The 22,985-nt window shown below is 61.2% G+C and carries 22 protein-coding genes; 11 read left to right on the forward strand and 11 right to left on the reverse strand.

Translation table 11 applies throughout. The features are described 5' to 3' along the window. The 3 genes from H145_RS23895 to H145_RS0102725 form a co-directional block, all read right to left on the reverse strand. Positions 1 to 252, reverse strand: a 252-nt coding sequence (locus H145_RS23895; RefSeq protein ID WP_169513155.1) for an IS1 family transposase, incomplete at its 3' end; no start/stop codon positions are given. A gap of 22 nt (positions 253 to 274) precedes the next feature. Continuing rightward, positions 275 to 559 carry a hypothetical protein gene (locus H145_RS24580; RefSeq protein ID WP_205619293.1) on the reverse strand — a complete coding sequence of 95 codons (285 nt, stop codon included), beginning with the start codon at positions 557 to 559 and terminating at the stop codon, positions 275 to 277. A gap of 46 nt (positions 560 to 605) precedes the next feature. Continuing rightward, a complete protein-coding gene (locus H145_RS0102725) occupies positions 606 to 4,115 on the reverse strand; it encodes a methylmalonyl-CoA mutase family protein (RefSeq protein WP_019946603.1) in 3,510 nt (1,169 codons plus the stop codon). 149 nt (positions 4,116 to 4,264) lie between these two features. On the opposite strand from H145_RS0102725, the gene H145_RS0102730 reads away from it, so the two are divergent. Further along, complete coding sequence (locus H145_RS0102730; protein WP_019946604.1) at positions 4,265 to 4,570, forward strand: hypothetical protein; 306 nt, start codon at positions 4,265 to 4,267, stop codon at positions 4,568 to 4,570. A 36-nt stretch (positions 4,571 to 4,606) separates the two neighbouring features. Then, on the forward strand, positions 4,607 to 5,035 hold the full coding sequence (locus tag H145_RS0102735; protein WP_157541043.1) for a hypothetical protein: 429 nt from the start codon (positions 4,607 to 4,609) through the stop codon (positions 5,033 to 5,035). Positions 5,036 to 5,404: 369 nt separating this feature from the next. Here the strand turns inward: H145_RS0102735 and H145_RS0102740 are convergent, their stop codons facing one another. The 3 genes from H145_RS0102740 to H145_RS0102750 form a co-directional block, all read right to left on the reverse strand. After that, entirely contained in the window at positions 5,405 to 6,169 is a 765-nt protein-coding gene (locus tag H145_RS0102740) for a peptidase associated/transthyretin-like domain-containing protein (RefSeq protein ID WP_157541047.1), read from the reverse strand. Positions 6,170 to 6,421: 252 nt separating this feature from the next. After that, positions 6,422 to 6,826: a GlcG/HbpS family heme-binding protein gene (locus H145_RS0102745; RefSeq protein WP_019946607.1), complete on the reverse strand. Its 405-nt coding sequence runs from the start codon at positions 6,824 to 6,826 to the stop codon at positions 6,422 to 6,424. A gap of 74 nt (positions 6,827 to 6,900) precedes the next feature. Further along, the gene (locus H145_RS0102750; RefSeq protein WP_019946608.1) at positions 6,901 to 7,251 is read right to left on the reverse strand and encodes a hypothetical protein; all 351 of its coding nucleotides are present in this window, start codon (positions 7,249 to 7,251) and stop codon (positions 6,901 to 6,903) included. A gap of 196 nt (positions 7,252 to 7,447) precedes the next feature. On the opposite strand from H145_RS0102750, the gene lepA reads away from it, so the two are divergent. The 7 genes from lepA (at position 7,448) to H145_RS0102785 (ending at position 14,535) form a co-directional block, all read left to right on the forward strand. After that, positions 7,448 to 9,235: a translation elongation factor 4 gene (gene lepA, locus H145_RS0102755; protein WP_019946609.1), complete on the forward strand. Its 1,788-nt coding sequence runs from the start codon at positions 7,448 to 7,450 to the stop codon at positions 9,233 to 9,235. A gap of 103 nt (positions 9,236 to 9,338) precedes the next feature. Then, entirely contained in the window at positions 9,339 to 9,542 is a 204-nt protein-coding gene (locus H145_RS0102760) for a hypothetical protein (protein WP_019946610.1), read from the forward strand. A gap of 22 nt (positions 9,543 to 9,564) precedes the next feature. Continuing rightward, positions 9,565 to 10,473, forward strand: coding sequence for a bifunctional 5,10-methylenetetrahydrofolate dehydrogenase/5,10-methenyltetrahydrofolate cyclohydrolase (locus tag H145_RS0102765; RefSeq protein ID WP_019946611.1), 909 nt, complete (start codon positions 9,565 to 9,567; stop codon positions 10,471 to 10,473). 186 nt (positions 10,474 to 10,659) lie between these two features. Beyond that, positions 10,660 to 11,298, forward strand: a complete 639-nt coding sequence (locus tag H145_RS0102770; protein WP_019946612.1) for a 7-carboxy-7-deazaguanine synthase QueE — start codon at positions 10,660 to 10,662, stop codon at positions 11,296 to 11,298. Positions 11,299 to 11,339: 41 nt separating this feature from the next. Then, positions 11,340 to 13,289: an OmpA family protein gene (locus H145_RS0102775; RefSeq protein ID WP_026351221.1), complete on the forward strand. Its 1,950-nt coding sequence runs from the start codon at positions 11,340 to 11,342 to the stop codon at positions 13,287 to 13,289. Positions 13,290 to 13,625: 336 nt separating this feature from the next. Continuing rightward, positions 13,626 to 13,994 (forward strand): hypothetical protein, encoded by a 369-nt coding sequence (locus H145_RS0102780; protein ID WP_157541051.1) that lies wholly within the window; start codon positions 13,626 to 13,628, stop codon positions 13,992 to 13,994. Positions 13,995 to 14,169: 175 nt separating this feature from the next. Continuing rightward, positions 14,170 to 14,535: a hypothetical protein gene (locus H145_RS0102785; protein ID WP_019946615.1), complete on the forward strand. Its 366-nt coding sequence runs from the start codon at positions 14,170 to 14,172 to the stop codon at positions 14,533 to 14,535. Between the two features lie 127 nt (positions 14,536 to 14,662). Here the strand turns inward: H145_RS0102785 and H145_RS0102790 are convergent, their stop codons facing one another. From H145_RS0102790 to H145_RS0102810, 5 genes are all read right to left on the reverse strand, one after another. After that, entirely contained in the window at positions 14,663 to 15,958 is a 1,296-nt protein-coding gene (locus tag H145_RS0102790) for a citrate synthase (RefSeq protein WP_019946616.1), read from the reverse strand. Between the two features lie 233 nt (positions 15,959 to 16,191). After that, on the reverse strand, positions 16,192 to 17,613 hold the full coding sequence (gene mnmE / locus H145_RS0102795) for a tRNA uridine-5-carboxymethylaminomethyl(34) synthesis GTPase MnmE (RefSeq protein ID WP_240471648.1): 1,422 nt from the start codon (positions 17,611 to 17,613) through the stop codon (positions 16,192 to 16,194). Positions 17,614 to 17,727: 114 nt separating this feature from the next. Then, entirely contained in the window at positions 17,728 to 18,387 is a 660-nt protein-coding gene (locus H145_RS0102800; RefSeq protein WP_019946618.1) for a metal-dependent transcriptional regulator, read from the reverse strand. Positions 18,388 to 18,501: 114 nt separating this feature from the next. Beyond that, positions 18,502 to 19,521, reverse strand: a complete 1,020-nt coding sequence (locus tag H145_RS0102805; protein ID WP_019946619.1) for a 3-oxoacyl-ACP synthase III family protein — start codon at positions 19,519 to 19,521, stop codon at positions 18,502 to 18,504. A gap of 83 nt (positions 19,522 to 19,604) precedes the next feature. Further along, positions 19,605 to 20,840 carry a glycosyltransferase family protein gene (locus tag H145_RS0102810; protein ID WP_019946620.1) on the reverse strand — a complete coding sequence of 412 codons (1,236 nt, stop codon included), beginning with the start codon at positions 20,838 to 20,840 and terminating at the stop codon, positions 19,605 to 19,607. A gap of 170 nt (positions 20,841 to 21,010) precedes the next feature. On the opposite strand from H145_RS0102810, the gene H145_RS0102815 reads away from it, so the two are divergent. Both H145_RS0102815 and H145_RS0102825 read left to right on the forward strand, forming a co-directional pair. Continuing rightward, positions 21,011 to 21,835: a 2,3,4,5-tetrahydropyridine-2,6-dicarboxylate N-succinyltransferase gene (locus tag H145_RS0102815; RefSeq protein ID WP_019946621.1), complete on the forward strand. Its 825-nt coding sequence runs from the start codon at positions 21,011 to 21,013 to the stop codon at positions 21,833 to 21,835. Positions 21,836 to 22,079: 244 nt separating this feature from the next. Next, the gene (locus H145_RS0102825) at positions 22,080 to 22,877 is read left to right on the forward strand and encodes a hypothetical protein (RefSeq protein WP_019946623.1); all 798 of its coding nucleotides are present in this window, start codon (positions 22,080 to 22,082) and stop codon (positions 22,875 to 22,877) included. Positions 22,878 to 22,985 lie beyond the last annotated feature (108 nt).

Genomic DNA, 22,985 nt, shown 5'->3' on the forward strand with positions numbered 1-22,985 from the left:
TAGCTGCGCCATCACGGTTTGCGCGCTGATGCCCAGTACGCGGGCCGTGTCGCGAATGCCGCTGCCGTTCAGGGCCAACTGCTCAATTTTGTCGGCCGTGCCAGGCGCCGCGCCTTTGTGCTGATAGTGTAGCTGAAAGCGGCGGCGACACCTCGTGCAGCGGTAGCCCTGTCGTCCATCGGCTGTACGCCCATGCCGGTACACGTGTTCAGGCTGGTGGCAATGCGGACAAACAACAGCTTCGTAGATCATACCCCAAGATAGTACTTTCTACTTATCTAACACACGACCATGATTTGAAATAAAATATAATAATAGTAACACCGATAAACAAAAGAAATAAACCTAGCATAGTTCCGCTCTTCTTCTCGAATGCCAACCCACTTAATAGACAAATCCCTAAACCAAAGAAAAACCTTATGGCGCTTGCACTCTCCGGCTCTTCAGGGACTTGTAATATTGGTGCTACAGGTTCTTTAGGAGCTTGTGGTGTTTGTGGAATTGCGTTTAGAGCCGCCTGAATTTCAGGCGGAATCTTTACGATGGGGTACGTCGGCATGATAAATATTTGTCAAGAAGAAATTAGTCTATTATCGTCCTTCTGTCTACATATTCCGCCGATACTGCCCGCCGACCTCGAACAGGGCGTTCGTAATCTGGCCGAGCGAGCAGAACTTGACGGTGTCCATTAGCTCCTCGAAGAGGTTGCCGTTGGCCACGGCTACTTGCTGAAGCTGCTTGAGGCGGGCGGGGGCCTGGTCGGCGTTGCGGGCCTGCAGGGCCTCCAGCATCGTAATCTGGTACTGCTTTTCCTCCTCGGTGGCGCGGATTACCTCGGCGGGTACCACCGTGGGCGAGCCCTTGGAGGAGAGGAAGGTGTTGACGCCGATGATGGGGTACTCGCCCGTGTGCTTGAGCATCTCGTAGTGCATGCTCTCCTCCTGAATCTTGCCGCGCTGGTACATGGTTTCCATGGCGCCCAGCACGCCGCCGCGCTCCGTGATGCGGTCGAATTCGAGCAGCACCGCTTCCTCCACCAGGTCGGTGAGCTCCTCGATGATGAAGGAGCCCTGCAGCGGGTTTTCGTTCTTGGCCAGGCCTAGCTCGCGGTTGATGATGAGCTGGATGGCCATGGCCCGGCGCACCGACTCCTCGGTGGGCGTGGTAATGGCCTCGTCGTAGGCGTTGGTGTGCAGCGAGTTACAGTTGTCGTAGATGGCGTACAGGGCCTGCAGGGTGGTGCGGATGTCGTTGAAGTCGATTTCCTGGGCGTGCAGGCTCCGGCCGCTGGTCTGGATGTGGTACTTGAGCATCTGCGAGCGGGCGTTGGCGCCGTACTTGAGCTTCATGGCCTTGGCCCAGATGCGGCGCGCCACCCGGCCAATCACGGCGTACTCGGGGTCGATGCCGTTGGAGAAGAAGAACGAGAGGTTGGGGGCAAAGTCGTTCACGTCCATGCCCCGGCTCACGTAATATTCCACGAACGTGAAGCCGTTGGAGAGCGTGAGGGCCAGCTGGGTGATGGGGTTGGCGCCGGCCTCGGCAATGTGGTAGCCCGAAATCGACACCGAGTAAAAGTTGCGGACCTTCTCGTTGATGAAGTACTGCTGCACGTCGCCCATGAGGCGCAGGGCGAATTCGGTCGAGAAGATGCAGGTGTTCTGGGCCTGGTCTTCCTTGAGAATATCGGCCTGCACGGTGCCGCGCACCTGCGTGAGGGTGCGGGCCTTGATGCGGGAGTACACGTCGGCGGGCAGCACCTGGTCGCCGGTTACGCCGAGCAGCAGCAAGCCCAGGCCGTCGTTGCCTTCGGGCAGCGGGCCCTGGTAGTGGGGGCGGGGCTGGCCATACTCTTTATAGATGGCGTCGATTTTCTGGCTGACTTCCTCTTCCAGCCCCTGCTCCTTGATATACAGCTCGCACTGCTGGTCGATAGCGGCGTTCATAAAGAAGGCGGCCAGCGTGGCGGCGGGGCCGTTAATGGTCATGGAAACCGACGTGCTGGGGTTGGCCAGGTTAAAGCCCGAGTAGAGCTTCTTGGCGTCGTCGAGGCAGGCGATGCTCACGCCGGCGTTGCCGATTTTGCCATAAATATCGGGCCGGAGGTCCGGGTCCTCTCCGTAGAGCGTCACCGAATCAAACGCCGTGCTCAGGCGCTTGGCGGGCAGGCCCATGCTCACGTAGTGGAAGCGGCGGTTGGTGCGCTCGGGGCCGCCTTCGCCGGCAAACATGCGGGTAGGGTCTTCGCCCTCGCGCTTGAAGGGGAACACGCCGGCCGTGTAGGGGAACTCGCCGGGCACGTTTTCCTGCAGCTGCCAGCGGAGCAAATCACCCCAGGCGGTGTAGCGGGGCAGGGAAACCTTGGGCACCTGGGTGCCCGACAGGCTTTTAGTATGCGTCTGGATGCGGATTTCTTTGTCGCGCACCTTGAACACGAACTCGGGGGCCTGGTAGGCGGTTACCGTTTGCGGCCAGGTCTCCAGGAGTTTCCAGTTCTGCCCGTCCAGCCGAAGCTTGACCTCCTCGAAGGTGCTCTCCAGGCCGGCCACGAGTGCTCCGGGCTCGACTCCGGCACCTGCTGGGCCGCCGCCGTTACCAGCTCCTCCGGCACTGTTTCCAATTCGGTCGTTGCCGAGGCTTTCAACGGCTCCGACGGCTTGTCGGATTCCATAGAGCTGCTGCGCTGTGGCAGACTGTTTTTGAACCCACTGGTCATACTGGCGGTTGGTTTCGGCTATTTCGGAAAGATACCGCGTGCGGTGCGGCGGAATGATGTAGATTTTCTCGGAGTCTTCGCCCGAGGTTTCGAGCTGCGAGGCAAAGGCGTGGCCGGTGCGCTCCTCGATAACGCTCAGCACGGCGCGGTAGAGGCGGTTCATGCCGGGGTCGTTGAACTGCGAGGCGATGGTGCCGAACACGGGCATCGTGTCGAGCGGTTTCTCCCAGAGGCCGTGGTTGCGCTGGTACTGCTTGCGCACGTCGCGCAACGCATCGAGCGCGCCGCGCTTGTCGAACTTATTGAGGGCAATGACGTCGGCGAAATCGAGCATGTCGATTTTCTCCAGCTGCGTGGCCGCGCCGTACTCGGGCGTCATCACGTAGAGGCTGGCGTCGGAGTGCTCGATGATTTCGGTGTCGGACTGGCCGATGCCGGAGGTTTCGAGGATGATGAGGTCGAAGTCGGCGGCCCGCACCACGTCCACGGCATCCTGCACGTACTTGCTCAGGGCGAGGTTGCTCTGGCGCGTGGCCAGGCTGCGCATGTACACCCGCGGCGAGTTGATGGCATTCATCCGGATTCGGTCGCCTAGCAGCGCCCCGCCCGTCTTGCGCTTGCTGGGGTCGACGGAGATGATAGCAATGGTTTTCTCCGGAAAGTCCAGCAGAAAGCGCCGCACCAGCTCATCCACGAGGCTCGACTTGCCCGCCCCGCCCGTGCCGGTGATGCCCAGGATTGGAGAGGTCTTTTTAGCTGTTAGCTGAGAGCTGTTAGCCGTTGGCTTGTCGTTGTTTTGGCCAGATTCGTCGGCCGAAGAGCTATCAGCTAACGGCTCTGAGCTAAAAGCTTTTTTAAACTCCTCGGGGAAGTTTTCGGCGGCGGAGATAAGGCGGCCGATGTCGCGGGCGTTCTTGTCTTTGAGGTGGGCGGCCTCGCCGTTGAGGTTCTGGCCGGTGGGGAAGTCGGACTGTTCGAGCAGGTCATTAATCATGCCCTGCAGGCCCATGGCGCGGCCATCGTCGGGCGAGTAGATGCGGGTGACGCCGTGGTTCATCAGGTCCTCAATCTCGGAGGGCAGAATCACGCCGCCGCCGCCGCCGAAGAGCTTGATGTGGCCCGCGCCGCGCTCTGCCAGTAAATCGTGCATGTACTTGAAGTACTCGTTGTGGCCGCCCTGGTAGGAGGTAATGGCAATGGCCTGGGCGTCCTCCTGAATGGCGCAATCCACGATTTCCTGCACCGAGCGGTTGTGGCCCAGGTGAATAACCTCGGCGCCGCTGCTCTGAATAATGCGGCGCATGATGTTGATGGCGGCGTCGTGCCCATCAAACAGGGCGGCGGCCGTTACGATGCGGACGTGGTTTTTGGGTTTATAAGGCGCTACGGGAGCTTGCATATCGAAGGGCGGTTTGGGTGGGTTTCAGGAGGGCTAAGGTACGAAACAGGCAGCGAGGGCGCGTTTGCTACCCCAGATACCATGCAGGTATCTGCTAAGTGGCAGCACCGCTAACGGGTTTCACTAACTTTACGCAAAGCTGAATCAGGATGCTGAAAAACCTGCCGCATGTATTGATAAGCCTGTTGCTGCTGGGCGCGGCGGCGTGGCTGTACGGGTTCTTCATGCCCGCCTTCATCGAGGGGAAAAACATCGACGACCTGTACAGTATTATGTACACAGCTGGCCCGGCCGATGAAGTCAGGAATACCCAGTCAGACGGCACTACCGACTACCGTAAGACCTATTACGCCGCGGAGAAAGCCTGGCGCACCAGCCGTAACGACTGGCTAGATACCGGCTCCGGCGTGGCCATCAGCAGCCTCACGGTTTTACTGTTTCTGCGCGCCAACTGAGTACAGACATGGAAGCAGTTTCGGCGAGTAAAAACCGTGAGTAAAACTCGCTTTTTCGTTTGGCTGAATGTCGGGTGGGCTTTGCTGTGGGCTTCGCTGTACTGGTATTATCACTACCGTTCTATTCGCGGCGACTTTCCTCCCTTCGCCGATTCTATCGGCATTCCATTAATGTATGGGCAGGCGGCGTTGCTTATGGGCTGGCTCGCCAGCAACGCCTTGTCTCTGCTGGCCCTGTGGCCCGCGCAATTACCGGCCTTATTGTTTGAGCAGCCCAGGCACCGTACCCGGCTGGCAGCGCTGGTGCAGGCAGCGGTCTTCCTGCCGCTGATGTTTGCCAGCCTGTATGCTATTCTTTCTGTACTGGACGGCGACCACCTAACGATTCCCGTTGCACTGCTGTTCGTATATCTGCTGCTTGTGCTACAGGCGGGCTATATGCGGGCAATCAACAGGCGGCAGTAATTTTATACGTGTCAAGGGGAGTTGCTAAAGTGCCAAGGCCTCCTATCGTAGTGGCAAGAGCCGCTGTCGGGGTGGCAAGCCGTACTATCGGGCCGACAACGCCTGCTGCCGTAGTGACAATGACCACTGATAAGGTGACAAGAGGTTTTGCCGGGGTGACAAAGCCCAGTGTCGGCGTGACAAGGCCTGCTGCTGGGGTGGCAAGCCTTCGTGTCGAAGTGTCAAGCCGTAATGTGGAGGTGGCAAGGCCTGCTGCCGAGGTGACAAGACTTGCGGCCGAGCCGACAAGTCACTTTGCCAGGGTGGCAACCCTTAGGAGTGGGGTGGCGATTCCGGCAGAGGGAGCCTGGGGCCGCCGGGCCCAACTTGTCACTTCCAACTCTGCACGTTCAGATATAGGCTGGGTCGGCCACGGTAAAATTTCCACTCGTCCTGACTTTTATTTCGGGTGTAGACCAGATGCAGGGGAGTCGGAAAGGCCGCCGGAACGTCGAAGGATTGGTAATTGGGCGTTACTCCCACCGCGTCGAGCCACTGCAATGCTACCACTACCTTTTGCCCCTTACTGAACTGCAGATTATACGGCCGCAAATCGACCTTTACCCAGCCTTGCTGCTGGTCAGTCAACACCAGTTGGATGTCTTGGGGCAGCAACAGTTCCGCGGGGCGTTTATCGCGCACTGCGTAGAATACCAGCCGCAAGCGCACTTGCCGAAACGGATTGTGCTGCACATACACGTTGAAATCGTCAACGTAGCAATTGCGGGGCGAAGTAATGAATGTGCCGAACTCTGAGCCCAGCATTTCGCGGCGGCGGACACTGTCCTTCACGATGCTATTTACGCCCCAGTGGGCTATGCCGCCAGTGCCGGTGCGGCCCAGCACCTGCGGCTGTAGCTGCCGGTGGCGCACGGTTACCCCGCGCAAAACCTGGGGTTGCGCTTGCAGGCGAATAGTAACTGCCGGCTGCCGCAACTGCCCCAGCAGCAGTCGGGCCGGCCGGAAGCCCACGGCCGTGACGATAACCGAATCGGTAGCCGATAATTCCGGTGAGTAGGGGAAGCGGAAGCGGCCCTGCGCGTCGGCTACCGTGCCGGCGGCCTTATCCTTCACACCCACGGAAGCAAAAGGCACTGGTGCAGCGGCAGAGTCGGTGCGAAGAATGCGGCCGTGAAGGTTTTGGGCCGAAAGTAGGAGTGGGGAGCCGCATAGTAGCAGGGAGAGCAATAGGCGCATTCTGGACGGGTTGGTACGGGCGGAAGAGTGCGCCAGACTGCTGAGCGTTGCATGTTCTATCGCAATCCTGCTCCTTTGACGAAGGTCTTTAAACCCAAAAACGCCGGACCCAACCCAGGCCCGGCGTTCAGTATGATTTAGGCAGAAGGGCTATTTCACCGCCTGCATCCCGGCCTCGGCAACGGTGTGGTCGTTTTCCACGGTGCTGCCCGACACGCCGATGGCGCCGATGATGTCGCCCTGCGCATTTTTGATGGGCAGGCCACCGGGGAAGGTGATGAGGCCGCCGTTCGACACTTCAATGTTGAACAGCGAGCCGCCGGGCTGGGAGGCTTGGCCCAGGTCGCCGGTGGGCATATCGAAGTAGCGGGCCGTTTTGGCCTTCTTGATGGCAATATCCACCGAGCCCAGCCAGGCGCCGTCCATGCGGGCGAAGGCCGTGAGGTTGGCCCCGGCGTCGACCACGGCAATGTTCATTTTCAGGTTCAGGTCGCGGGCTTTCTGCTGGGCGGCGGCTACGGCCTGTTCGGCTTGCTTAAGGGTGATACCGTTCATGGTTGTGGTATTGGTGAACTTATGCGTACGGCGCCGGGGCCGGAAGGGTGGGCCGGCCCCGCCCGGTGCGGCGGCTACTTGGCGTGTTTCTCCAGCTCTTTGTCCAGCTCGTCGGCGGCCTTTTCGATGTCGTGGTAGCCTTGCTGGGCGGCGCGCTCCTTGGCGGCCAGCAGCCCGTCGCGGTGCACGGTTTTGAAGTCGCCGAACGGGAATTTGTAGCGGCCCTTGGTGTCTTCGCCCATGCTGGTGTCCTCGCCCAGGTGCCACTTGGCGTACTCCTGGTAGTCGTGCTTATCGAGGAACTGGTTCTCGGCGTCGGTGTCGGGGTTGTGCTGGCTCCAGTGGCCCGAATCGTTCTTGATTTTGCCGTCCTTGATGAGCTGCTTGGCGTACTTGACGGCGGCGGAATTGAGTTTGACTGACATAGCGGATTGGTAATAGGTGTGAAATGGAAAGAAGGCAAACCGAAGCCGGTCACGCGGGTTAGAGCCCGGCTTCGGCAGCTTCCTTATACGCGCGGGGCGCGGGCGGGGGTTAGGGGCGCCTGCGAAGCCCGACGGGGCGGCCGTAGCATATCCGGGCGTCGTTGCGTACCTTTGAAGCTAGAAAAAACTGCCCTCTGTGAAGAACATCCGCAATTTCTGCATCATTGCCCACATCGACCACGGCAAAAGCACGCTCGCCGACCGCCTGCTCGAATTCACGAGTACCGTGGCCAAGCGCGACATGCAGGCCCAGCTGCTCGATAACATGGACCTGGAGCGGGAGCGGGGCATCACCATCAAGAGCCACGCCATCCAGATGCAGTTTCCCTACAAAGGGGAAATCTACACGCTCAACCTGATTGACACGCCCGGCCACGTCGACTTCAGCTACGAAGTAAGCCGCAGCATTGCCGCCTGCGAGGGCGCCCTGCTCATCGTGGATGCCTCCCAGGGCATCGAGGCCCAGACGATTTCCAACCTTTACCTCGCCATCGGGGCCGATTTGGAAATCATTCCGGTACTCAACAAAATCGACCTGCCCCACGCCATGCCCGAGGAGGTAAGCGACGAAATCGTGGACCTTATCGGCTGCGAGTACGAAGACATCCTGCACGCGTCCGGCAAAACCGGCCTCGGCATCGAGGGCATCCTCAACGCCATCATCGAGCGGGTGCCGGCCCCCAAGGGCGACCCCGAAGCGCCGTTGCAGGCCCTGATTTTCGACTCGGTCTTCAACTCCTACCGCGGCATCGAGGTGCTGTTCCGCATCAAGAACGGCACCATGAAAAAGGGCGACAAGCTCCGCTTCATGGCTACCGGCAAAGAATACGGCGCCGACGAAATCGGCATCCTGGGCCTCAACCAGGAGCCGCGCCAGGAAATGCGTGCCGGCAACGTGGGCTACCTCATTTCGGGCATCAAGGAGGCCCGCGAAGTGAAGGTGGGCGACACCATTACCCACGTGGCCAACCCCACCAAGGAACCCATCAAGGGCTTTGCCGACGTGAAGCCGATGGTTTTCGCCGGCATCTACCCCGTCGATACCACCGAGTACGAGGAGCTGCGCTCGTGCATGGAGAAACTCCAGCTCAACGACGCCTCGCTGGTCTGGGAGCCCGAAACGTCGGTGGCCCTGGGCTTCGGCTTCCGCTGCGGCTTCCTGGGGATGCTGCACATGGAAATCGTGCAGGAGCGGCTGGAGCGCGAGTTTGGCATGACAGTGATTACCACCGTGCCCAGCGTGCAGTTCCACGCCACCGGCAGCAAAGACCAGCTGCTGACCATCAACGCGCCGAGCGAGATGCCGGAGCCCAACCTCATTAAGCACATCGAGGAGCCCTACATCAAGGCCCAGATTATCACGGCCGCCGACTACGTGGGCCCCATTATCACGCTGTGCATGGACAAGCGCGGCGTCATCAAAGGCCAGAGCTACCTGACTTCCGAGCGGGTGGAAATGACGTTTGAGCTGCCGCTGTCGGAAATCGTGTTCGACTTCTTCGACAAGCTTAAAACCATCAGCCGCGGCTACGCCTCGCTCGACTACGAGCTGATTGGCTTCCGCGAGTCGGACATGGTGAAGCTCGATATTATGCTGAATGGCGAGAAGGTGGATGCCCTGTCGGCCATTGTGCACCGCAGCAAGAGCTACGAGTGGGGCCGCCGGCTGTGCGAGAAGCTGCGCGAGCTGCTGCCCCGCCAGCAGTTTGAAATTGCCATTCAGGCCAGTATCGGCCAGAAGATTATTTCGCGTGAGACCGTAAAAGCCCTGCGCAAAAACGTAATTGCCAAGTGCTATGGCGGCGACATCAGCCGCAAGCGCAAGCTGCTTGAAAAGCAGAAGGAAGGCAAGAAGCGGATGCGTCAGGTGGGCTCCGTGGAGATACCGCAGGAGGCCTTCCTGGCCGTTCTGAAGCTGGATTGATGAGTGAAGCGCGCCTCCCGTGGAGGCGCGCTTTTTTTTGCGCGTACCGATTGTTCCACCTGATGCACTTCTTAACCGGGCGTGTGTTGCTTTCCCCCAAACCATGCCGACTGAGCACCACTTAGTAAAAAACTGCCGCAGCCAGGACCAGCTCGAAAAAATCCGCAAAGGCCAGGAGCGCAAGTTCCGCTGGCGCGACGATTGGCCCGTGATGGAGAAGGCCCTGCTCGAAGCCGGCGCCGAAGCCATTGCCGCCCACGAAGCCGCCGCCGCTGCCGGCGACGAGCCCCAAACAACCGCCGAATAACCAACCCCCAGCCGCCCGCGCCATGACCGCCGCCCCCGACGCCACGACCTACCGCCTCATCGACGGCAAGCAAACCGCCGAGGACATCAAAGTTGAAATTGCCGCCGAAGTAGCCGCGCGTAAAGCCGCCGGCCACAAAACGCCCCACCTGGCCGCCATCCTGGTGGGCCACGACGGCGGTTCGGAAACCTACGTGCGCAACAAGGTGCTGGCCTGCGAGCGGGTCGGTTTCGAAAGCACCCTGCTGCGCTACGAAGACAGCATCACCGAAGCCGAGCTGCTGGCCAAGGTGGCCGAGCTGAACGAGGACCCGCAAATCGACGGTTTCATTGTGCAGTTGCCGCTGCCCCGCCACATCGACACCAACAAGGTGATTGAGGCCGTGCGCCCCGACAAGGACGTGGACGGTTTCCACCCGATGAACATCGGGCGGATGGTGGCTGGGCTGCCGGCGCTGCTGCCTGCTACGCCCTCGGGCATTGTGGAGCTGCTGCGCCGCTACGAGTTGCCCACCGACGGCAAGCACTGCGTGGTTATCGGCCGCTCCAACATTGTGGGTACCCCGGTTAGCATCCTGCTGGCCAAGAACCTGGAGCCCGGCAACTGCACCGTTACTTTATGCCACTCGCGCACCCAGAACCTGCCCGATATTACCCGCACCGCCGACATTCTGGTAGCGGCCCTGGGCCGGCCCGGCTTCGTAACGGCTGATATGGTGAAGCCCGGCGCGGTGGTGATTGACGTGGGCACGACCCGGGTGGACGACGCCAGCAAGAAGTCCGGCTGGGCGCTGAAGGGCGATGTGAACTTCGGGGAAGTGGCCCCGCTGGCTTCCTACATCACGCCCGTGCCCGGCGGCGTGGGCCCGATGACCATTGCCATGCTGCTGCTGAATACGCTGCGCGCCGCCAAAGCAGAGGTGTACCGGTAGGGGCCTGAGTGCCTGAGCGACAAGGCGCCACCCCAAACGCTAAAGTCCAATTAAAAGCCGCCGGAGCTTTCAGAACTCAGGGCGTTGTACTACTTTTAAAGTCGGTCCGCCGGGAAGAGCGCCAGTTGCACCAGCAGTTGGACTTCCCGGCGGCCCGACTTGTTTTTTTTCAGAAGATTACCCGTTTTGCTGCACCAACTTGCCGTAACTCCCACTGCGCCGGCCGCCGATTCGCTGCCCGTGATGGAGCAATTTTATACCATTCAGGGCGAAGGCTACAACACTGGCCGCGCCGCCTATTTCATCCGCCTCGGCGGCTGCGACGTGGGCTGCGTGTGGTGCGACGTGAAGGAGTCGTGGCCCCTGGATGCCCACCCGCGCCACTCGCTGCCCGAGCTGGTGGCGGCCGTAACGGCGCACCCCGGCCGCAACGTGGTCATCACCGGGGGCGAGCCGCTGATGCACGAGCTGGGCCCCCTGACGGCCGCATTGCAGGCCGCCGGCTGCCGCACCTGGATAGAAACCAGCGGCGCCTACCCGCTCAGCGGAAACTGGAACTGGATTTGCGTATCGCCCAAGAAGTTCAAAGCGCCGCTACCCAGCGTGCTGGCCGCGGCGCACGAGCTGAAAATCGTGGTCTTCAACAAAAGCGACTTTGCCTGGGCCGAGGAGCACGCCGCCCAGGTGGGGCCGGAGTGCCGCCTCTACCTGCAGCCCGAGTGGAGCAAGGCCGCCGCCATGACGCCGCTGATTGTGGACTACGTGAAGGCCCACCCGCATTGGCAGGTGTCGCTCCAGACCCATAAATACCTCGATATTCCTTAGCGCCGAGTTGCCTGGCGCCCACTTGATTTAGCCCGTATCCTATGCGTCGTTCGCTCCTTGTGCCGCTGGTGCTACTGCTTGCTGCCGGTGGCCTTACGCCGCAGCTGGCGGCTGCCCAGGCCCGGCTCAGCTCCACCAACACCAAGGCCCGCAGCCTCTGGGACAAAGCCCAGGCCCACGCCAAGGGCCGCGACTTTACCAAAGCCCTCGAAACGCTCGACCAGCTCACGCAGAAGTTTCCGTCGCTGGGCGAGCCGTATCTGTTGCGCGGCTCGCTGCTCAAGGCGATGGGCGAAAACCAGGCGGCCTTCGAGGCCTACCGTACCGGCCTGCCCAAGCTGCCCGTCGATGCAGCTCGCACCAACGACTACTACATGCTCGGCGAGCTGGCCATCAGCTTCGGCGACTATGCCACGGCCGCCGACGCTTTTCAGAAGTACCTCAAACTGGCTCCTAAGGGCCAGCGCAACATTGCGCAGGCCCGGCGCCAGCTGCTAAACTGCGAGTTTGCTGCCAAGGCGATGGCCACGCCTACCGGCCCCGAGCCCACCCGGCTGCCCGAGCCGCTCAACACCTTCCGGTTTCAGTATTTCCCGGTGCTCACCGCCGACAGCCGCTTTCTGCTCTTTACCGGCCGGCCCACCGCGGGCTCCGACGAAAACCTGTACGTGAGCCGCCAGAATCCCGATGGCACCATGGGGGCGCCGTCGTCCATTTCGCCGGCCATCAACACCTCATTCAACGAAGGGGCGGGCGCGATTTCGGGGGATGGCAAAACGCTGGTTTTCGCTTCCTGCGACCGGGCCAACTCGGTGGGCAACTGCGACCTGTATATTTCGCGGCGCACCGGCAACACCTGGAGCAAACCCGAAAACCTGGGCCGCAACGTCAACTCGCCCGAGTGGGACTCGCAGCCCACGCTTTCGGCCGACGGGCGCACGCTGTACTTTACCAGCATGCGACGCGGCGGGCAGGGGCAGGAAGACATCTACGTGACCACCCTCGACGAGCAGGGTAACTGGACGCCCGCCCGCAACGTGGGCGCGCCCATCAACACGCCCGGCAAGGATATGGCGCCCTTCATCCACGCCAGCGGCACCACGCTCTACTACGTTACCGATGGGCTGGTGGGCATGGGCGGCCTCGACATCTACCGCTGCGAGCTGGCCCCCGATGGAAAGTGGGAAGCGCCCCGCAACCTGGGCTACCCGCTCAACACGTTCGAGAATGAGGCTTCGCTGTTTATCAGTTCCGACAACCGTCGGGGTTTCTGCTCGCGCTGGCGCACCGCCGAGCCGGGCGTAAAGCGGCAGCGCGACCAGCCCGTGGAGCTGTATTCGTTTGAGGCGCCGGCCAGCGTGCGGGCCCGCGAAACCAGCACTTACGCCCAGGGCCGGGTGTACGACGCCGTGACCAAAAAGCCAATTGCCGCCGACGTGCAGCTCTACGACCTCAACACCAACGAGCTGGTGCAATATGTGAACTCCGACGCCGAAACCGGCGAGTACACCGTGGTGCTCAACGAGGGCCGCCAGTACGCCATGTACGCCGCCGCCGACAAATACCTGATGCGCAGCCTGAGCTTCGACTACAGCAGCCGCCGCAGCTTCGACCCGCTCACCCTCGACCTGTACCTCGACCCGGTAGGCACCGGCCGCAGCGTGGTGCTCAACAACCTGTTCTTCGATGTGGGCCAGTACGAGCTCAAGCCCAAGTCGCGCACCGAGCTCAACCGGCTGGTGAGCTTTATGAAGCAGTACCCGGCCATTCAGGTGGAGGTATCGGGCCACACCGACGATATCGGCTCCGACGACGACAACCTGGTTTTGTCGCAGAACCGGGCCAAATCGGTGTACCGCTACCTGCTGAGCCAGGGCGTAGAGGCCGCCCGCCTGCGCTTTAAGGGCTACGGCGAGGCCCGCCCGCTGGCCCCCAACGACTCCGAGGAAAACCGCCAGCAGAACCGTCGCATCGAGCTTCGAATTCTGTAGGTTCCTGCCAAACCGGCCAATCTGGGCCCGGTTTGCCTTCAGCTCCAATCGAAAAAGGACAATTACCCTAGTAATTGCACTTTTTTCGATTGGAGTTTTTCTTTTTCGTAGCATATCCAGAAGGTTGATAATGAGGCTTCTATTAAATCGTTGTAAAAGTTATTGATTAGAATAGTGATAAAAAAACATTTTATAGTTTAATATTTTGGTGTACATTTGATTATTCCCACACAGCAGCCGGCGCTGGTGGGAACCACAGCAAATGCACTATTTATATAGTACTGCGCTGCTAAATCGTCTCAAGCAATCATTCTCAACCTTTTCTCCTTTTTCACCATGAAGAAAGTTGCACTATTCGTTTGCCTGCTTATTGCTGCCCCCGGGGTAATGCTGGCCGCTAAGCGCGCCGACAACCCGACCAGCATCACGGCCCGCGCTACGGCCCTTACCCGCGCCATTGCCGACCGCATCCGGCTCGATGAAGGCCAGTACCTGCGCCTCAAGCAGCTCAACATCCGCATGCTCAGCGAGCAGGAAGACCTGAAGTCACGCTTCGCCGCCGAGCAGCCCATCCTCGACCAGCGCCTGGCCGATGCCCAACTCTACTACGAAATGGCTCTGCTCGATATGCTGCGGCCCGCCCAACGCTCCTTGTTCGACCAGCACCGCGCCAGCATGACGGCCCTGGGTACGCTGTCGAAGTAACAGCGCCCGTGCAGCCACGGTCCGGCCCAGTGGGCGCCGGACCGTGGGCTGGAGGGGTACAAACGCTTAGTAAAATTTATATTGCTTATATCATATTTCTGTAGTATCTTGACAATACAGTTTTGGATAGTGCAGTTGGACAGGTCCTCATTTTTCCACCAAACCTCCTACAACTATGAAAAACGTTCTTACTCTACTGGCCCTGGCTTCTTTCCTGGCCGCCGCAAACCCAACCGCAGCTCAGGCCGATGGCGGGGGCGTTACACTGGGTGAGCGGGCCACTGCCATGACCTGGCGCATTGCCGAGCGCACTCAGCTCAGCGAAGGCCAGTACATCAAATTGCGCCGCCTGAATGTGGGCCTGCTCTCCGAAATGGCCACGCTGCGCAAGGAACTTAAAGCCGACCCCGCAAACCTCGATAAGGCCCTGGCCGATGTGCTCCAGCGTTACGAATGGGATGTAGCCGCGCTGCTCCAGCCCAAGCAGCTCGCCGTCTACGACGGCCTCAAATCCGAATTCACTGCTGTTAATATTCGTTGATTGGCAGTTGAGTAGCGAGTGGTGCCTCTGGTAAAACTCGAATAGCCTAAGCATAAAAAAAGCCCGCCGAAGCGGGCTTTTTTTATGCGCTGATGTGAACTGCCGGCTCAGCCGGCAGCTCCATAGCTTAGGCCGTGCGCTGGTCGATGGTCACGTAGTCGCGCTCGGTTTCGCCCACGTAAATCTGGCGGGGGCGGCCGATGGGCTCCTTGTTGGTGCGCATCTCCTTCCACTGGGCAATCCAGCCGGGCAGGCGGCCCAGGGCAAACATCACCGTGAACATCTCGGTCGGGATGCCGATGGCCTTGTAGATGATGCCCGAGTAGAAGTCGACGTTCGGGTAGAGCTTGCGCTGCACGAAGTACTCGTCGGTGAGGGCAGCCTGCTCCAGCTCCTTGGCAATCTTGAGCAGGGGGCTGTCTTCGAGGCCCAGGGCCTTAAGCACGTCGTCGGCGGCCTTCTTGATAATGGTGGCGCGGGGGTCGAAATTCTTGTACACCCGGTGGCCGAAGCCCATCAGGCGGAACGAGTCGTCCTTGTCCTTGGCCTTATCAATCCACTTCTGGGTGTCGCCACCGTCGCGCTGGATAGATTCAAGCATCTCCACCACTTCCTGGTTGGCGCCGCCGTGCAGCGGGCCCCACAGGGCGTTGATGCCGGCCGAAACCGAGCCGTAGAGCGAAGCGTTGGCCGAGCCCACGAGGCGCACCGTCGAGGTCGAGCAGTTCTGCTCGTGGTCGGCGTGCAGGATGAGCAGCTTGTTGAGGGCCTGCACCACAATGGGGTTGATTTCATACTTCTCCGTGGGGAAGCTGAACATCATGTACAGGAAGTTGGAGCAGTAGTCGAGGTCGTTGCGCGGGTAGTTGAGCGGGTGACCCATGTTGTTCTTGTAGGTCCAGGCCGCGATGGTCGAAATCTTGGCCATCAACCGAATAACGGTCAGGTCGATTTCCTCCTTGCTCAGGTCGGGCGCTACGCTTTCGGGGTAGAAGGCGGTCAGCGAGCAGATGAGGGAGCTCAGGATGGCCATCGGGTGGGCTGCCGTGGGGAAGCCGTCGAAAATCTTGCGCACATCCTCGTGCACCAGCGTGTGCTGGGTGATCTGGTTGCTGAAGTTGGTCAGCTCGTCCTGGGTAGGAAGCTTGCCATAAATCAACAGGTAGGCTACCTCAATGAAACTCGACTTCTCGGCCAGCTGCTCGATAGGGTAGCCGCGGTAGCGCAGGATGCCCTCTTCGCCGTTGAGGAAGGTGATGGCGCTTTTGCAGGCTCCGGTGTTCTTGTAACCGGGGTCGAGGGTGATGTAGCCCGTCTGGTCGCGGAGCTTGCTGATGTCGAAAGCCTTTTCGTGCTCGGTGCCTTCAATAACGGGGAGCGTGTATGACTGCCCGTTGAGCGTCAGTTCAGCAGATTCTGCCATAAAGCGTAGGTTGAAAAGTGGTGGTTCAGGATGAAATTAACCAATAAACCGGCAAGCGGTCATTTGGCTGTTGGTTACTAGCTATAGTACAAGCCGGCCGGCAAACTTGTTTGCGGAGCGGCTAGCTACAAAGTAACACCGCCAAGCCGATAAAACCGGCATTCGGGCCGCCTTTTTATCAACCAGCCCAACCTTGCGGCGTCATCACTGCCCACTGGCCACTTATCTGCCGCCTACTTGCCGATGCAGAACTGGGTGAAGATGCTGGTGAGCAGGTCGTCGGAGCTTATTTCACCGGTTATCTGGCCCAGCGCGCCCAGGGCGTGGCGCAGGTCGGCGGCCAGCAGCTCGGTGCCGTCGCCGGTGCTCAGGCCCACCAGCACGGCGTCGAGGTGGCGGTCGGCCTGCTCCAGGCTGCGGGCGTGGCGCAGGTTGGTGACGATGGTGCTGGCCCCGGTATGGTCGAGGCCCTGCAGGCGCACGCGGGCCAGCAGCGCCCCCCGCAGCTCGTCGAGCCCCGCGCCGCCGCGGGCCGCTGCTAGCAGCAGGGTATCGGGCCGGCTTTGGAAAGCAGCCGCCTGGGCCTCGGAAGCCAGGTCGAGCTTGTTGCCCACGGCCAGCACGGCCACGCTGGCGGGCAGGTTCAGGGCTTCAATTTCTGCTTGAAGCGTAGCCGGCGAAGTTGTCGTAATATCAAACAGATACACAACCAGCGCCGCCTGCTGTACCCGCTGCCGGGTGCGCTCCACGCCCATAGCTTCCACCACGTCGGAGGTTTCGCGCAGGCCGGCCGTATCTACGAATCGGAAGCGGATGCCCTCGATGCTCACCTCGTCCTCGATCAGGTCGCGGGTGGTGCCTGCCACCTCCGACACGATGGCGCGCTCCTCGTTGAGCAGGGCATTGAGCAGCGTGCTTTTGCCGGCGTTGGGCCGGCCGGCAATAACGGTGGTCACGCCGTTTTTGATGACGTTGCCCAGCTCGAAGGAGCGCAGCAGCCGGCGCACCAGGGCCTGCACCTGCTGCAACAGCACCACCAGCCCGGTGCGGTCGGCAAACTCCACGTCCTCCTCACCGAAGTCCAGCTCCAACTCCAGCAGGGCCGCAAAGTGCACCAGCTGGCCGCGCAGTTCCCGCAGCTCGCGCGAGAAGCCGCCCCGCATCTGGCGCAGGGCCACCTGGTGGCTCAGGGCCGAGTCGGCGGCAATCAGGTCGGCTACGGCTTCGGCCTGAGCCAGATCGAGGGCGCCGTGCAGAAAGGCGCGCTTGGTAAACTCGCCGGCTTCGGCCAGGCGGGCGCCGTGGCGCAGCAGCAGCGCCAAGACCTGCCGCACAATGTAGTCGGAGCCGTGGGTGCTGATTTCCACCACATCTTCGCGCGTGTAAGAGTGCGGGCTGCGGAAAAGCGACACGACCACCTCATCGAGCACCTGAGTTCCGTCGCGCAGCGTGCCGTAGTGCAGGGTGTGGCCGGGCTGCTCGGCCAGGCGCTTACCGGCAAACACCTCGTCGGTAATGGCAATGGCCCGGGGGCCCGAGAGGCGCACCAGCGCAATGGCCCCGGCGCCGGGCGGGGTCGAGAGGGCGACGATGGTATCGGAAAGGGCGAGGGGCAGGTCGGCGGCCACGGCAGTCTGGAATAAATGAGCCCGCAAAGGTACGGCGGCTTGAAAGTGAAAGCGCCAAAACCAAAAGGCAAAGCCGTTGAACGGCCCTGGTTTAGGTGTTCAACGGCTTCGCCTTTTCCCTTTTATCCTTGGCTTTAAAGCTCAACCCGCCAGCATCAGGTTGCGGCTTACTTCGACTGATATTAATTGTTTGCGTTCCTGGTTGATATTGATTTCAAGCGAATTGTCGAACAGAATCTTATCCAGCACTTCAATGTGCGTACCCAGACCGACGCCTACTTTGTCGAGGTACTGCAGGAAGGGCGCGGAGGTGTTCTTGACGGCCACCACGCGGCCCTGGTCGCCGGGGCGCAGGTCGGCCAGCAGGCGGTGCTCAGGCCGGTGCAGCACACCCTCGGCCGTCGGGATGGGGTCGCCGTGGGGGTCGAGCTGCGGGAAGCCCAGGAACTCGTCGAGGCGGCGCACCAGCAGTTCGGAGTCGACGTGCTCCATCTGCTCGGCCACGTCGTGCACTTCATCCCAGTGAAAACCGAAATGCTCGACCAGAAAGACCTCCCAGAGCCGGTGCTTGCGGATGGTGTTGAGCGCCACTAGCCGTCCGGCCTCACTCAGCGTGACGCCCCGGTAGCGGGTATAGTTGACGAGGCCCTTCTCGCCCAAGCGGCGTAGCATATCGGTAACTGAAGCGGGCCGGGTCTGCAGCTCTTCGGCTACGCTGTTGGTGCTTACTTCCGTGCCGGGTTGGGCCTCCGAGAGCTTATAAACGGCTTTCAGGTAGTTTTCCTCGGTGAAGCTGGGCATTGGAACAATTAGTAATTAATAATTAATAATTAGAAATCAACTGTTTATCAGCCCCAAAAGACCCATAAAGCAGTCAATTTTTAATTCCTAATTATTAATTGTTAATTAAAAAATCTACCACTTGATAAGCGCCGAGGCCCAGGTGAAGCCCGAGCCGAAGGCGGCCAGGCACACCAGGTCGCCGCGCTTGATGCGGCCTTCCTGCACGGCTTCGCTCAGGGCGATGGGCACGGAGGCGGCGGTAGTGTTGCCGTAGCGCTGGATGTTGCTGAAAATCTTGTCGTCGGAGAGCCCCATTTTCTGCTGCACGTACTGCGTGATGCGCAAGTTGGCCTGGTGCGGAATGAGCATGTCGAGGTCCTGGGGCTGGTAGCCGTTGGCGTCGAGCGCCTCCTTGATCACCTGCGGGAAGCGCACCACGGCGTGCTTGAACACGTTCTGGCCATTCATGACGGGGTAGAGCTCGACCTCGTTCTCCAGGTTCTGTATGAAGGCGGTGCGGTTCTGGCGGTTCGAGCTGGGCTCCTTTACAATCAATTCCTCGGCGTGCTCGCCCTGCGCGTGCAGGTGCGTGCTCAGTACGCCGTGTCCCTCGCGGGTGCTAGGGCGCATGACCACCGCGCCGGCGCCATCGCCAAAAATAACCGACACGGCCCGGCCGCGGGTGCTGATGTCGAGGCCCGAAGAATGGATTTCGGAGCCTACCACCAGCACGTTGTCGTACATGCCGGTTTTGATGAACTGGTCGGCCATGCTCAGCGCGTACACGAAGCCCGAGCACTGGTTGCGCACATCGAAGGCCGGTACGGGAGCCTTGATGCCCAGCTCGCGCTGCAACAGCACGCCCGAGCCGGGGAAGAAATAGTCGGGCGAGAGCGTGGCAAACACAATCATCTGCACATCGTCGGGCTCCAGGCCGGCCATTTCGAGGGCGCGGCGGGCCGCTTTGGCGCCCATGTTGGCGGTGGTGTCGGTGCCTTCGGTAAACCAGCGCCGCTCCTTGATGCCGGTGCGCTCCTGAATCCACTCGTCGGTGGTGTCCATGAGGGTGGTGAGGTCGGCATTGGTAACCACGCGCTCGGGCACATAGTGGCCGACGCCGGCAATTTCGGAGTTGCGTAAGGAGTTAGTCATCGGGGGAGGGATTTGCGGAGCAGTACAGAAGAAAGCAAGCGCCGAAGGTAAAGAAAATCGGTGCCCGTTCCATAAACGGGTTGCTAAGGTCGGCAGTTACCCAATATATTCAGCAGCGCCGATAATTTTTTAGCTTCCGATTCCCAGAAAGCCAGCGGCGGCGGCCCCTGCGGGTAGTAAGGGCGGGCCTGCAGGGCCGCAGCCAGCTCCAGGGCCGGCGGGTATTCGGCCTGCTGAAAATCGAAGGCCAGCCCGGCGTTGGCGGCATCGGCCAGCGGCTGCCAGAGCGGGTTAGGCGGCAGCACCAGCGGCAGAGCCAGCCCCAGGTACTCGAACAGCTTGGTTGGCACGCATCGGGCCGTGCTGGGGTGGGGCCGGTAGGGCAGCAGCCCCAGGTGCGCGCGGCGCAACTCGGCCACCAGCGTCGCGTGGGGCACCAGCGCCGCACCGCCTACCAGCGTAACCGCCCCTTTCGCGGCCGCCACGGCTGCCTCCAGCCGCGCCAGCAGCGCCGGTTGCTGGCAGGCCCCGATAATGGTGAGGTGCGCCAGCGGCCACACCGTGCGCAGGTGGGCCGCAAAACGCAGCGCCTCCCACACCCCGTTCAGCTCCGAAATAGTGCCCGAGTAGACCAGCCGCAGCGGCTCCGGAAACCCGGGCAGCCGGCGCGGCCAGGCGGCCGGCTGGGCATCGTAGGGCTGGTACTTGTTTTCGATGATAAGAACGGGTGGTTGGTTTCTGGTTTTTGGTTTTTGGCTTTTGGGAAGAAGTGCCGAGGCTGCTGGGGCAGCGGCAGTAGTCAGGGCTCCGGCCGCGAAGGGCAGTTCGGCGGCATAGCTGCGCTCGGCCAGCAGCACGGCCGCGGCGCGGGCGGCGGCCAGCGTTTCGAGGCGGCGCACCAGCCCCGCCAGCAGGCTCCGCGCCCAGGTCGGATACACGGCCTGGGTCTGGATGTTGAGGGCGTAATTTTCGCGCACATCGTACACGAAGTGCCGCCGGCCCCGCCCGAGCCACTGCCAGAGCACGGTGGCCGGCAGCAACTCGGGCGCGTGCACAAACACCACATTGGGCCGCACCTGCCGCAGCAGTTGCCAGTAGCGCCACTGAGCCCGCAGCCGCGCCAGGCTCAGGCGGGAGCCCTGCAGCAGCGCGTGCACGTGCAGGTTGGCCAGCAGGTTGGGTGGGGGCGGGGCCGCCCGGCCCGCCACGTGCACCTGGGTGCCCGGCCGCCCGGCCAGTGTGCGCCCGAACTTGCCCAGCATCCGGGTATCGTCGAGGGGCTTGAGCACGGAGGCCAGCAGAATGGTGAGGGCGGGCATTGGGTTTGTGGTTGGTTTCTCGTGGTTCGGGGAGTGGCTGCGGAAGGGGGAAGTGACTGCCGGAGCCCGGCGTTGCTACCAGCGCCCATCGTCTGCTACCTTTGGGCTGGCCGGCCGCGAAGCCGGCAACCCAACTGCGAATTACGAACAACGCTCAACGAAAATCGAAAATGACCAACCTGCAACCCCTGATTGAAGCCGCCTGGAACGACCGGAGCCTGCTCCAGCAACCCGCCACGCTGCAAGCCATCGAGCACGTTATCGAAGAACTCGACAAAGGCCGCCTGCGCGTGGCCCAGCCCGCCCCAGGCCAGGAGGGCGGCTGGCTGGTAAACGACTGGGTGAAAAAGGCCGTGATTCTCTACTTTCCGGTTCGCCAGATGGAAACCATCGAAGTCGGCCCCTTCGAGTTCCGCGACAAAATGCGCCTCAAAACCGACTACCAGGGCCAGGGCGTGCGCGTGGTGCCGCCGGCCGTGGCCCGCTACGGTGCCTACCTGGCTTCGGGCGTAATCATGATGCCCAGCTACGTAAACATCGGCGCCTGGGTGGGCGAGGGCACCATGGTGGATACCTGGGCCACCGTGGGCTCGTGCGCCCAGATCGGGGCCGGCGTGCACCTGAGCGGCGGCGTGGGCATTGGCGGGGTGCTGGAGCCGGTGCAGGCCGCCCCGGTTATCATCGAGGACGGCGCCTTCGTGGGCTCGCGCAGCATTTTGGTGGAAGGCTGTTTTGTAGGAAAAGAAGCCGTTATCGGGGCCGGCGTGACCATTACGGGCAGCACCCGCATTATTGATGTGACGGGCACCGAGCCCCGGGAGTACCGCGGCCATGTGCCGGCTCGCTCGGTGGTGATTCCGGGTTCGGTGGCCAAGCAGTTTGCGGCCGGCGAATACCAGGTGCCCTGCGCCCTCATCATCGGCCAGCGCAAGCCCAGCACCGACCTCAAAACCAGCCTCAACGACGCCCTGCGTGAGCACAACGTGGCCATCTAAAATCACAGATGTTGCAGATGTTGCAGATGAAAATTGATTCGTTCTGGATTACTGATAAGAATTGATTCGGTTGAAAGAACTGCTTGGGTAAGTTGATAACCGGCATATTGGCTGGCCTTCTATCTTTGGGGAGTTTTGATGAGCTGCTTTCGACCTACGCCTGTGCTGGCAGCCGCGTCATCCAATCTTTTTTTCATCTGCAGCCCAGAACGAATCTGCGCTATCTGCAACATCTGCAACATCTGTGATTAAGAATGTAGTATCGGCCGCGCAGGCCCGCGAGGAAGTGCGCGACTATGTGGCCCAGGAGCTGAGCCTCGACCCGGAAACCATCCAAACCCGCGTAGTTTTCAACCGCGAGCTGCCCTGGGTGGATGGCCGCACCCGGCCCTGCTTTCTGGTAGAATGGGCCGAGCCCAACGGCCGCGACGGCGTGGCCCTGGCGGGGCCCTACACCCACAATTTCTTCGAGTTCACCCGCGCCGACGCCTACCAGCTGGGGGCCCAGAATTCGTGGCGTCAGCAGCTGCTCAACCTGTATGCCGGCTGCGAGCTGGTGGTGCACGCCCGCCTCACCCAGCAGCTTACCGACGTGCCCGACCCCACGCGGCTGGCCGTTATCAAGCAGAGCCTGCAGGAGCGCAGCAACTGGCGCGTGGCCGTAAACGTGTCGTTGCGTGAGTTTCTGCGCTTGGGCACCGACGAGTACTACATCTTCAACGGCAGCTGGGTCTGGAACCCGCACTACCACTACTCGCCCATCAAGGGCTTCGTGCCCTTCGGCGACAAAACCCTGATGAGCCTGCCCAAACAGGAGTTTATTCCGGTGAAGTCGCACTCGCCCTTCGAGGCCCTGCCCGAAGTAGGCGAAGACGGTGCTTACCCCGGCGAGCTGGTCAGCTTCATCATCGTGCGCAACGACCAGATTATCGAAACCCGCGACCTGGACCTCTACACCCGCACCCTGATGAACCAGGTGGCTACCTTCTATGCCCTCGGCCGCGACCAGGGTCCTTTCCAGATTGAAATGGCCGGAGCTTAGACGTGAGATATAAGAAGTGAGAGGTGAGACTTTCGTGCTGACAGCCCAATCAATTAGGGTCGTCGGCACGAAAGTCTCACCTCTCACTTCTTATATCTCCCTTCTAAA

Origin of the sequence: Hymenobacter aerophilus DSM 13606 (assembly GCF_000382225.1) — a bacterium.
GTDB lineage: Bacteria > Bacteroidota > Bacteroidia > Cytophagales > Hymenobacteraceae > Hymenobacter > Hymenobacter aerophilus.